The following is an 11420-nucleotide window of genomic DNA, read 5'->3' on the forward strand; positions in this document are numbered from 1 at the left end:
CCTCGTTCGCAGAGGTGGGGTGTGGAGCTCCTGTGAGAGTACATCCCACCGGCAGTTCCACACCCCACGTGAATCACTGTTCTGCTCAGCTGGAGGCGGGCTGGTAATCCATCTGATCCACCGGCGCCTCATAACGAAGGATCGCTGCAGCATTGTCCGAAACTGAGCTGCCCACGAGTCCCACCGAGGCATCGACTGCCGCCGCCTCGCGAAGCAGGGTGTCCTCCTCCGCTGCTTCGGCGTCGTAGCGCAGCAGCAGAGTCTCGACAGCACCAAGGGTTGCGGCCCGGCGGATGTTCTCCGCGCCCTCAACAGCCAAGCCGTTGGCACGGGCACTGCCAAACCTCTCTGTCTCCGCTCTGGCCCGATCAATTGTGATCTGCCGTGCAGTGCTCTGCAGCGCCTCGGTCAGTGCCTGTTCCGCACCGTCATCGGCTGAGTCATTGGAGATTCCCCCGCCGGTGTCTACCTCATGGGCGATCTCCTGCAGATGCACCGGCAGTTCATCAAGCAGCATCTTGCGGCCCTGGACCTCCCCGGCTACCACCACCGCATCTGGAGCCCACTTCTCGGCGGTCTTCCGCACCTTCTCGGTGATGTCCCGGATGTTTAGCCAGGCTGCCTCCTCGGCACGCTGCTGCATGCGGCGGTGATGTTCGGCACCCTCTCTGGGCTTGTGGACGCTCTCGGTGGCGGATCCTTCGACAGCGGATTCGCTGCCGGACTCCAAAACGGCCGCGGAGGTGAACACTTCACGCCGCAGGGTGGCCCGTTCCTTGTCGACGAGAACGACGAGCCCACGCACGGACCGCGCCCGCTGGCGAACATAGTCACCCAGTGCCGGCGGTTCACCCAGGATGGCCCGGTCACCACCGTCACGGGTGGCGTCGAAGTCCTCTTCCAACAGCAGACCAGTGCGGTTGGCGACCAGAACTCGGCCTTCCGTCTGGATGGCCGTGATGTCCTCAGTCAGCACGGCGTCATCGAGAGCTGTCAGGGTCTCATCGTGGGCACCGGCGTCGGCCAGCTGGCCGCGCAGGGCGTCCCACCGGAGCCTTACCTCCTGCTCGGCGTCGGGACTTGCAGCCTGGGACTGCAGGTAAACAGTTGCGAATGGCGCCTCAGCCTCGTAGATGGATCGAATGGCGGCCAGTTTCACAGGCTTCGCCCTCCTAAGAATCGGTGTCAACGGTCAAACAAACAACACCGATCAGGCTAGAAGCCCCACGTACGCGCACGCATAAGACGAGCTGTACACAGGCTGGAGGTTAAGGGGGAGGCCGCTTAGGCGCTCCGGCGAATCGATTCAGTCACTTCGAGGCGGGCTATGCTGAACTCCCCTGCACGGTGATGTCGGCAGAACCCGCCATCGGGAATCTGTTCAAGATACGCCGCCATATATGCGAGCTCGGCGGCAGAGAACTCCTCAGGCCGGCGACGTCGCGGGGCGGCCTCTCGGCCGACATCCTCCGCCGCTGCCACGTCTACGCCAAATATGGTCTGCAGAGCCGCCGCGTATTCATCCGCACGCCCCTCGGCAGCCAGCTCTTTGGCGCGCACCGAGGGTGCATGCAGCAGTTTGCGAACCATGCGGCGAAGGCCGAACTCCACCTCCTCAGCGGCGGCAGTGCATCCGTGCTGTCTGCGGACCTTCGCCATCTCTTCATCCAACATGGACTGCACATGCTTGCGCAGCGTCACGATGGCGTCATCAGCGGTTCGCTCAGCACGCTCGGCCAAGTATTGCCTGACCGATTCGGAAACCACCGTGCGGGCATCTTCCACTGAAGCGGAAGTCTCTTCAGGCGCAGCGGCCTTAACCGACTCCAGGGTGATGAGGTCCACCCCGGGAAGCTGGGCGACCTCAGGGGTGAAATCATGGGACAGGGCCAAGTCGATGACCGTCAGGGGCTCGGCTCTCTCATGCAGAGCGGCCAAGGAGCGGATCTCGCCGGCGCTGATCTGCCGGTTTCCCCCCGAGCATCCGATAATGACGTCCGCCTCGCGGAAGGCCCCGGCCAACTCGTCCATCCGCAGGGAGCGGGCGTGACCTCCGCGGGCCAACAGTGCATCCCGGCGCGCTGACAAAAAGTCTTCGGCGCGGCCTGACCCGGAGAAGACCGCAATGTCAGGGACTGCCCGCTCTGCCAGTTGAGAGAGCGCGGCACCGGCGTAAGCTCCGGTGCCGATGAGGACTACTCTGGCGTCGCGGTAGAAGGAGGGGCCGTGGCCGCGCATATCACCAGCGATGTCCAGCGCAACGGAGACGATTGATCGGCCACGGGAGCCCAAGGCGGTCTTGGTGCCGACCTCTTTCGCGGCGCGCGTAGCAGACTCGAAGAGCTTGGTCAGCGTTCCTGAAGCAGTCCCTGCGGCCTGCGCCTCAGACAATGAGCGCCTGACCTGCCCGGCTATCTCACGCTCACCCACCACAGCCGAGTCCAAGCCGGCTCCTACCTCAAAAAGGTGATGGGCGGCCTCGTCGTCCACCAAGGTCTTGAAGGAGCGCGCGACCGTCTCGTGGTCGAGCCCGGAGGACTCAGCGACTGCGCTCAGGAGAGCGCTGCGACCTTCTTCCAAGGCCTCGGGAGAGTCCGAGCCCGATTCTGCGTAGATTTCAAGACGGTTGCAGGTGGCCAGCGTCACGGCAGGCAGATCTACAGAAGCGGCGACGTCGGCCGCTCCTGCGGAGAGTGTCCCGACTGTCTCGAGGTCGAGATCAGTGTGGGTTGCGACAAGTGAGAAAAGAACCACAGCGGAGCAATTCTATCGTGTGTAGAAGATGTTCGCGCTTCGTGACGGCGTATCAGCTGTACAAGGCAGAATGGGAGTATGACGACGACGCCCACGGCCCACCTGCCCGCTGCTCACCCCCTGGTCCGCGGACTCACCTCTGACTCCGCGCTGCTGAACCAGTACCGTGGCTCGCGAACCAGCACTGGAGCCGTGGCCAAGCCAGAGCGACGACCGGTGTGGTTCATGCGGCAGGCCGGTCGTTCCCTGCCCGAGTACCGGAGGCTGCGCGAAGGGACCTCCATGTTGGACTCGTGCCTGAACCCGGAGCTGGCTAGCGAGATCACCCTGCAGCCGGTGCGCCGCCATGATGTGGACGCCGCCATATTCTTCTCCGACATCGTCATCCCGCTGCGTCTGGCAGGTGTGGGTGTAGAGATCAAGCCAGGGGTCGGGCCGGTCCTGGACTCCCCGGTGCGTACAGCCGCCGATGTCGCAGCGCTGCCTGAGCTTGACGACGCCGCCTTTGCCCCTATCACCGAGGCGATTCAGCGCACCACGGCGGAACTAGGCCGGATCCCGCTGATCGGCTTCGCTGGAGCACCGTTCACCCTGGCCGCATATATGGTCGAGGGTCGGCCGTCACGCGATCATCTGGGCCCGCGGGCCATGATGCACGCCGACCCGGATACCTGGAGCGCACTGGCGGGATGGGCAGCCGATGTTTCCGGCAGGTTCATGCGCGCCCAGCTGATGGCGGGGGCCTCAGCCGCGCAGCTGTTCGACTCCTGGGCAGGTTCGCTGGGCCGGAACGACTACCAGCGTCACGTTCTGCCGCACTCAGCAGCTGCGTTCTCCCACGTCTCCGGAGTCGGTGCAGCAGACGGGGCGTCGGCGCCCCTAGTTCACTTCGGCACCGGCACCAGCGAAGTGCTCGATCTGTTGAAGACCGCTGGTGCCGATGTGGTCGGCGTCGACTATCGTCTCCACCTTGCTGAGGCCACCCGCCGGCTCGGCGCCGATACGCCGCTGCAGGGGAATATCGACCCGGCATTTCTTACCGCCGACTGGCCCGTGCTGGAAGCTCACGTCCGGGAAGTTATAGATGCCGGGTCTGGTGCGGCCGGACATGTGTTGAATCTCGGGCACGGTGTCCCGCCAGAAACCGATCCTGCTGTGCTGACACGCGTGGTGGAGCTCATCCACTCGATTGACCCATGACCCGCACTGCGATCATCGGGGGAGGCATCGCGGGCCTGACCGCCGCTTGGGAGCTCGCGCGCAGTGGGCACCAGGTGGATCTCTATGAGGCCGGGTCTCGGCTCGGCGGCGCCATCGCCCCCGTCGCGCTCTCCGGAGTGCGGGTAGATGCTGGAGCTGAAGCCTTCGCCACACGCACCCCCGCCGTCGTGGAGTTCCTCCGCGAGCTGGGCCTCGAGGACCAGGTGATCTCACCCAACCCACTGGGTGCTTGGCTCCAACTGCCTGACCAGGCTTCCCCGATGCCCGCCACCGGAGTGCTGGGTGTTCCGGCCAATCCGCGGGCGGAGGACGTTATCGCCATCCTCGGCGCAGAGCACGCCGCCCGCGCCGCCGCGGACTTCGACTCGCCGATGAGGTGGTCCGCAGCGCAGAATCCAGCGCTGGGCGAGGTGGTCGCAGATCGCATGGGTCCGGCTGTGGTCGAACGGTTGGTGGCGCCGATCACCTCAGGGGTGCACTCGGCCGATCCGTATGAGCTGGCCATCAGCTCCGCGCACCCCGAGCTCTACCGCACTATGCTCGCCGAAGGTTCCCTGGCGCGGGCCGTGGCAAGCCTACGCCGCGCAGCCCCGGCGGGGTCGGCAGTCCAGTCGCTGCACGGCGGCATGAACACCCTGATCAGCGCCCTGGAGTCGCAGCTGCGCCAGCTCGGCGCCAACATCCACCTCAACACTGAGGTCCAAGACTTGGGCACATTGGAAGCAGATGCGGTCATTGTGGCCACGGAAGCTCCACAGGTGCGGCGTCTTATCAGCGGCGGCAGCCAGCCCGCCGGGCTCAGTGCCTCTAGGTCCCCGGGTGAGGACTCGGGCGTGGCACTGGTGACGCTGCTCCTCCATGCGCCTGAGATGGATGTCTGGCCACGAGGGACCGGAATGCTCGTCGCACCCACAGTGCGCCACATCCGAGCCAAGGCTATGACGCATATCTCAGCCAAGTGGGAGTGGGTGGCCCAGGCGCTGGAACACCAGTTGGGGCCCAGTCACCATCTGCTTCGACTCTCATTCGGGCGTGTCACCGATACCGCCGGCAGCCTGGGCTTCCGCTCGTCGGACAGTGACTTGCTGGGCGCCGCAATAACGGATCTTCCAGCACTGACCAGTATCGCCGTCTCCCACGACCAGCTGGTTGATCATACGGTGGTGCGCTGGCAGGCCGGGCTGCCCGGAGGGTCCCCGCAGCAGCGCAGCGACGCCCAGCATATCCGGGAGCTGCTGCGCGCCCGGCATTCCGCAGAGGGTCCGCGTATCGCGGTCACCGGCGCATGGTTCTCCGGCACCGGACTCGCTCAAATCATCCCTGATGCCCGGCGCACCGCACAGCAGATCCTGGCCCCCTGACCTCAGCAACCCAGAAGAGTCTGGGTCCCAGTGCGTGAGGTGGCGTCGTCGGCCATTGGTGTGCAGGCATTGTTCTACACTGCGTAGAAGTGAGTTGCCGGTGCGCGATAAGGTGGGCCTATGACTTACGGCCGCAACCCTCAGCGCAGCCCGGAAGATGTCAACTCCTCCGGAAAAGACTGGTTCACTCTCTTCACCGTGTTCGCCCGAACCGAGTCGCGATCAGCCGTCGACTGGTGGGAGCCGAAGCACCGCTCCGACGTCCCGGCCGGGCGCAAAGCCGAAAAGACCGCCGCAGCGTTCGACGAGCTGGTCGGCTCCCTCGCCGGCGGAGGACTGGGAGAGGACGATGACGCCGCGCAGCTGCGGGGTGTCTACGACGTCTCCGGGATGCGGGCTGGGGCCGACGTGATGCTCTGGCTCACCGGCCACAAGGCGGAGAAGCTTCAGGCAGCGCTGCGTGCACTGCACCGGACGGAACTGCTCAGCACCACTCAGATCGCCTTCTCCGCCATGGGCGTGCACCGCACCGCGGAGTTCGCTCGGGGGCACGTGCCAGCGTTCTCCATTGGGGTCGAGCCTGAGGAGTGGCTGACGGTCTATCCGTTCAACCGCAGCTACGACTGGTACCTGCTGGATCCTGCCAAACGCGGCAAGATGCTGCGGGAGCACGGCGAGCTGGGTCAGGAATTCCCCTCAGTGCTGGCCAACACGACCTCCGCGTTCGCGCTCAACGACTGGGAATGGCTTCTGGCGCTGGAGGCCCCTGAACTCAGGGACCTGGTGGACATGATGCGCCGACTCCGTGAGTCTGAGACCCGGTACCACGTCAGGGACGAGATCCCGTTCTACACCGGCCGCCGATTGTCCGAGACCATCGACGTGCTTGAAGTGCTCGCCTGATGGAGAACTTCCGGGTCGGCACACGGGGGAGCAGACTCGCTGTGCGGCAGAGCACCACCGCGGCTGAAGCGCTCGCGGAGCTCGGCGGACTCAGCTTTGACATGATCACCATCAGGTCAGAAGGGGATGTGCTCACTGGTCCGCTGAGTCAGCTGGGCGGCAGCGGAGTTTTTGCCACCGCCCTGCGCAAGGCCCTGTTCGACACCGAGATCGACGTGGCTGTCCACTCGCTGAAGGACCTGCCCGCTAAGGATGTGGACGGGTTGAGCATCGCAGCCGTCCCCGAACGTGTAGATGTCCGCGACGCCCTCTGTTCTGCTGACGACCTGACCCTCGATGACCTCCCGGAAGGCGCTAAGGTCGGCACCGGCTCCCCCCGGCGTGCCGCCCAGCTGCTGGCCGCCCGCCAAGACCTGAACATCGTCGATATTCGAGGCAACGTCGGCACTCGTCTGGCCCGAGTCCGCGGACGCGAAGATGCCGCGGAGAAGTCCAGCCAAGCCCCCGACGCCGCCCGCGGGGACTTGGACGCCGTGGTGCTCGCCGGTGCGGGGCTGGCCAGGCTGGAACTCCAGGAGCACATCTCAGAGTTGCTGGACCCCGAGCTGATGCTGCCGGCCCCAGGGCAGGGTGCGCTAGCGGTCGAGGTGCGCAGCGAAGAGTCCCCCCCGGGGACCTCCCTTGCTGTGAGCCTGGCCCAACTCGATCACCTGGAGAGCCGATTGGAGACCACCGCTGAGAGAGCATTGCTTGCTCGGCTCAACGCAGGCTGTTCAGCACCGATCGGAGGCCTCGCACGGTGCGAGGACGAACCGGACGGCAGCGTGAAGCTGCGTCTGGACACCATGGTCTGTGCCCCTGACGGGTCGGACGTCCAGCGGGCAGGCCAGGAGCTGACTCTGGAACCTGGAGTAAGCCGCGAAGCTGGCATCGAGGCCGCCGCCGCACTCGGAACGCGCGTAGCGGAGACGCTCCTGGCCGAGGACCGTGGCCTGCTCCAGCACGTCATCGACAGTTGACGGGGCACCGGGAGCTCACAGTGGATCTGCTGCCGATAAGTCCCCGCGCCAGGCTCTTATGCGGATCGTCCTGACCCGCCGCGCTGCGCAGTCCGGTGAGCTGGAGGAGGGCCTTCGCAGAGCTGGCCACACCGCTGCCCACATGCCGCTGACCCAGCAGGTGCTCCCCGCCGACACCACCGAGCTGAGCCGAACCGTTCATGAGCTGACCCGCGGAGAGTTCGACTGGCTGGTGCTCACCAGCCCCAATACGGTGCGCGCTCTCGCCTCCTGCGGATGGGACGGAACCGTCCCCGTCCGAACTCGAGTAGCGGTCGTAGGACCAGGGACCGCGCGGGTGCTGAATGAGGTGTCAGATGCACGCAACCCGTGGATGCCGAAGCAGCACAGCGCGGCGGGCATCCTTGCCGAGCTGCCCGCTCCTGAACCTGAAGGACAACTGCTGCTTCCGCAGTCTGCCCAAGCCAGACCCCAACTCTATGAGGGGTTGGAGCAGCGGGGATGGAACATCACTCAGGTGACTGCCTATTTCACCACTGCCCTTCCCCATCCACTGGTCAATCTCAGCCCCGGCGACGCGGTCCTGGTCACCAGTTCCAGTGCCGCAGAAGTCTGGGCCACTCTTGAGACCCCGGACGTGAACATCCTGGCGATCGGAGAGCCGACTGCCCGGACGCTGCGGCAGTTAGGCCGGCCCGCCGATGCCGTCCTGCCCGAACCCACAGCCGAAGGAGCCCTGAAGGCTCTGGCTGAGCTGGACAGGTGACCGACCGTGCGGCCCTCTAGACTGAAGACCATGGCTTTTCCCGCTGACCGACCGCGCCGGCTCCGCCGCACACCTGCCCTGCGCAGGCTGGTGGCTGAAACCCGGCTTCATCCCGCCGACTTCATTCTGCCGGTCTTCGTCCGCGAAGACCTGACGGAACCCGCCCCCATCCGTTCCATGCCTGGCGTGGTGCAGCACACGGAGGAGTCCCTGCTGGATGCTGCAGGTGAGGCGGCAGCTCTGGGACTGGGCGGCATCATGCTGTTCGGCATCCCCTCCCAGCGAGACGAGCAGGGAACCGCAGGACTTGATCCTGATGGAATCCTCAACCGAAGCATCCGCGCGGTCAAGCAGCATGTAAGTGACTCTCTGCCGGTGATGAGCGATCTCTGCCTCGACGAGTTCACCGACCACGGCCACTGTGGGGTGTTAGACCCGCAGGGGGAAGTGGACAACGACCAGACCCTCCAGCTGTATGCCCAGATGGGAGTCGTACAGGCTGACTCAGGTGCTGACGTCGTTGCCCCCTCTGGGATGATGGACGGCCAGGTCGCGGTGATTCGTGACGCGCTCGACGCCGCCGGTCACCAGAGTGTGCCGATCCTGGCCTACTCCGCCAAGTACGCCTCAGCGTTCTATGGGCCCTTCCGCGAGGCCGTGGACTCCCAGCTGCAAGGGGACCGTCGGCAGTATCAGATGGACGCTGGGAACCGGACTGAGGCGCTGAAGGAGGCCCAGCTCGACCTGGCTGAGGGTGCCGATATGGTGATGGTCAAGCCTGCCAGTGCCTATCTGGACATCCTCTCTGATGTGGCTGACATCAGTGATGTGCCGGTCTCCGCGTATCAGGTGTCGGGTGAGTACGCGATGATTGAGTCCGCCGCAGCCAACGGTTGGGTGGACCGCAGAGCCGTAGTGCTGGAGACGCTGACTGCGATCCGCCGCGCTGGAGCTACCAATGTCTTGACCTATTACGCCGCCGAGGCAGCCCGCTGGCTGCAGGAGAAATGATGACGACCAACCAACACCTTTTTTCCACTGCTCAGACTCTGATGCCCGGGGGAGTGAACTCTCCGGTACGAGCCTTCGGCTCCGTGGGCGGAACGCCTGTGGCTATGGTGGAGGGCCGGGGCCCGTACCTCACCGATGTGGAGGGCACAGAGTACGTGGACCTCGTGGGGTCTTGGGGTCCGGCTCTGCTGGGGCACAGCCATCCTGCCGTGATGGACGCCGTACGTGCCACCGTCGAGAAGGGGCTTGGTTTCGGGACATCGCACCCGCTGGAGTCGGAACTGGCCGAGCTGGTGCGCTCGCGAGTGCCTGGGGCGGAGATGATCCGCATGGTCTCCACCGGGACTGAAGCTACCATGACGGCCATCAGACTGGCCCGAGGCGCCACCGGTAAGAACCTCATCGTGAAGTTCGCAGGTTGTTACCACGGGCATTCTGACGGGCTGCTGGCTGCAGCCGGGTCTGGTGTGGCGACCCTGGGCCTGCCCGGCTCCGCAGGTGTCACAGAGGCCCAGGCGTGGGAGACGGTGGTCATTGAGTACAACGACCGCGAAGCGCTGCAGAAGGTCTTCTCTGAGCACAGCGGAGACATCGCTGCGGTGATCACCGAGGCTACCCCGGCCAATATGGGTGTGGTCGCCCCCGAGCCTGGTTTCAACCAGCTGATCCGGGAGCTCACCGCTGCCGACGGTGCGCTGATGATCTTTGACGAAGTCATGACCGGCTTCCGCATCACGGAAGCCGGATACTGGGGTGCTTCCGGTCGGAACGAGGGCTGGACCCCCGACCTGTTCACCTTCGGAAAAGTGATCGGTGGCGGTCTCCCTACGGCTGCCTTGGCTGGTCGCCGTGGAGTGATGGAGCATCTGGCGCCGACCGGCCCGGTGTATCACGCGGGCACACTGTCCGGTAATCCAGTGGCCATGGCGGCTGGTGTGGCCACATTGAAAAACGCCACCGCTGAAGTCTATGAACATATCGACCAGAAAGCCCAGGTGGTCGCGGACGGCCTTGCCGATGCGCTGACAGACGCTGGCGTTGACTACAGCATTCAGAAGGTCGGCTCTCTATTCTCCGTCGCTTTCGGCACTTCCGCCACGGGAGTGCACAATTACGCAGAGGCCCAGGCCCAGGAGTCCTTCCGCTACGGTCCGTTCTTCCATGCGATGTTGGAACAGGGTGTCTACCTGCCCCCGAGTGTCTTTGAGGGCTGGTTCCTCTCCGCAGCCCATGAGGACGCCGCCGTCGAGCGGATTCTCCGAGCTCTGCCGCAAGCAGCCCAAGCGGCCGCAGCCGCTGGCTGAAAGGTTCTGCGCTCTGAACCATAGGACTTGGTGGCTCAGGTCATGCCGAGAAGCAACAGCGCGGGCTGGAGCTGTTCTCCCCATCCTCCGATGTTGCTGTAGTCGACGTACTGCTGACGCCAACGTCGGAAGAGCCAGAAACCGAGTACGAAGACACCGATAGCGATCACCAGGACGCTTGGCGGCAACGCTCCTGAGGCGGTCCGTGGCACGTTGTCAGCGTGGTCACGGCTCCACCGTTCTTCGAACCGGCGATCTTTGTCGTCTTTTTCCGATTCTTCGGGAGTCTCACTCATAGGCTCTATTGTCGCGTATTTCCGCAGGGTTTTGACCCATCAGAGCGGCCACGAACCATCGATCACTGCCTCCGTCTTTCCCTGCCTGCGCAGGTACGACTGGAAGTCCTCAGCTTGGTCAGCTTTCCAAACAACCTGCAGGTCGTGAAGCTGCTGAGCTGGCATCTGAAGCTCCGGGTACTTCTCTGCCTGACAATCAGCCACCTGTACGGCAGCCAGGGCGTCCGGGGCCGCCGAGTGGGCCTCCGCCAGCTGCACGCCGTGGACTCCGCAGAGATCATTGAGCCGTCGTTTGCCACGCCGGTATCGGTCCACCTGTTTGTCGATCACCAGCGGATCGATGACCGGCTTAGGGAGGGGGAATTCGAGTCCAAACCGCTCCGCTTCAGCTCGGAGCACCGCGAGGTCGTAGGGTGCGTTCATCACTACCACAGCAGCTCCGGAGATGAACTCACGGGTCAGCGCAGCGAGAAGCTCCGCGACTGCTTCGGACGCCTCTTGGCCATGCTCACGGACGTAATCGGTGGTGATCCCGTGTATCTCTACTGTCTCTTCGGGAATCTCTACACCAGGATCCACAAGCCACTCGCGAACTCTGGGTGAGGCGGCGTCTTCGGGATCACATGTCACCAGCGCTGCAGACACGATGCGGGCCTCAGCGGGGAACCTGGAGGTGGTTTCGACATCGAACCCCACCCGGCGCCGCCGGTGCCAGGAGTCACTGGTTGGATGGAGGTCGAACAGGGCATCGCTATCCATGCTCGACACCATACCGGGCAGCGTGG

General features: G+C 64.7%; 11 protein-coding genes. 7 read left to right on the plus strand and 4 right to left on the minus strand.

Annotated elements, in window-relative coordinates; all coding sequences use genetic code 11:
* Positions 1 to 85: 85 nt before the first annotated feature.
* Positions 86 to 1159 (minus strand): baeRF2 domain-containing protein, encoded by a 1074-nt coding sequence (locus D3250_RS06430; protein ID WP_119902544.1) that lies wholly within the window; start codon positions 1157 to 1159, stop codon positions 86 to 88.
* A gap of 125 nt (positions 1160 to 1284) precedes the next feature.
* On the minus strand, positions 1285 to 2754 hold the full coding sequence (locus D3250_RS06435) for a glutamyl-tRNA reductase (RefSeq protein WP_119902545.1): 1470 nt from the start codon (positions 2752 to 2754) through the stop codon (positions 1285 to 1287).
* A 78-nt stretch (positions 2755 to 2832) separates the two neighbouring features.
* Between D3250_RS06435 and hemE the strand changes: the two genes are divergently transcribed.
* The 7 genes from hemE to hemL all read left to right on the plus strand — a co-directional run bounded on the left by hemE (position 2833) and on the right by hemL (position 10339).
* Positions 2833 to 3954, plus strand: a complete 1122-nt coding sequence (gene hemE, locus D3250_RS06440; protein ID WP_119902546.1) for a uroporphyrinogen decarboxylase — start codon at positions 2833 to 2835, stop codon at positions 3952 to 3954.
* Positions 3951 to 5336 (plus strand): protoporphyrinogen oxidase, encoded by a 1386-nt coding sequence (gene hemG, locus D3250_RS06445; RefSeq protein ID WP_119902547.1) that lies wholly within the window; start codon positions 3951 to 3953, stop codon positions 5334 to 5336. Before hemE ends, hemG begins: the two co-directional genes overlap by 4 nt.
* Before the next feature lie 120 nt (positions 5337 to 5456).
* Entirely contained in the window at positions 5457 to 6239 is a 783-nt protein-coding gene (gene hemQ, locus D3250_RS06450) for a hydrogen peroxide-dependent heme synthase (protein WP_119902548.1), read from the plus strand.
* Positions 6239 to 7258: a hydroxymethylbilane synthase gene (gene hemC / locus D3250_RS06455; RefSeq protein WP_119902549.1), complete on the plus strand. Its 1020-nt coding sequence runs from the start codon at positions 6239 to 6241 to the stop codon at positions 7256 to 7258. The genes hemQ and hemC overlap by 1 nt, the downstream gene beginning before the upstream one ends.
* A gap of 58 nt (positions 7259 to 7316) precedes the next feature.
* Complete coding sequence (locus D3250_RS06460; protein WP_119902550.1) at positions 7317 to 8024, plus strand: uroporphyrinogen-III synthase; 708 nt, start codon at positions 7317 to 7319, stop codon at positions 8022 to 8024.
* Positions 8025 to 8054: 30 nt separating this feature from the next.
* Positions 8055 to 9035, plus strand: coding sequence for a porphobilinogen synthase (gene hemB / locus D3250_RS06465; RefSeq protein ID WP_119902551.1), 981 nt, complete (start codon positions 8055 to 8057; stop codon positions 9033 to 9035).
* The gene (hemL, locus tag D3250_RS06470; protein ID WP_119902552.1) at positions 9035 to 10339 is read left to right on the plus strand and encodes a glutamate-1-semialdehyde 2,1-aminomutase; all 1305 of its coding nucleotides are present in this window, start codon (positions 9035 to 9037) and stop codon (positions 10337 to 10339) included. The genes hemB and hemL overlap by 1 nt, the downstream gene beginning before the upstream one ends.
* Before the next feature lie 35 nt (positions 10340 to 10374).
* Here the strand turns inward: hemL and D3250_RS06475 are convergent, their stop codons facing one another.
* Positions 10375 to 10635 carry a hypothetical protein gene (locus D3250_RS06475; RefSeq protein WP_119902553.1) on the minus strand — a complete coding sequence of 87 codons (261 nt, stop codon included), beginning with the start codon at positions 10633 to 10635 and terminating at the stop codon, positions 10375 to 10377.
* A 39-nt stretch (positions 10636 to 10674) separates the two neighbouring features.
* On the minus strand, positions 10675 to 11394 hold the full coding sequence (locus D3250_RS06480) for a 3'-5' exonuclease (protein ID WP_119902554.1): 720 nt from the start codon (positions 11392 to 11394) through the stop codon (positions 10675 to 10677).
* Positions 11395 to 11420 lie beyond the last annotated feature (26 nt).

The organism is Nesterenkonia natronophila (assembly GCF_003595215.1).
GTDB classification, from domain to species: Bacteria; Actinomycetota; Actinomycetes; order Actinomycetales; family Micrococcaceae; genus Nesterenkonia; species Nesterenkonia natronophila.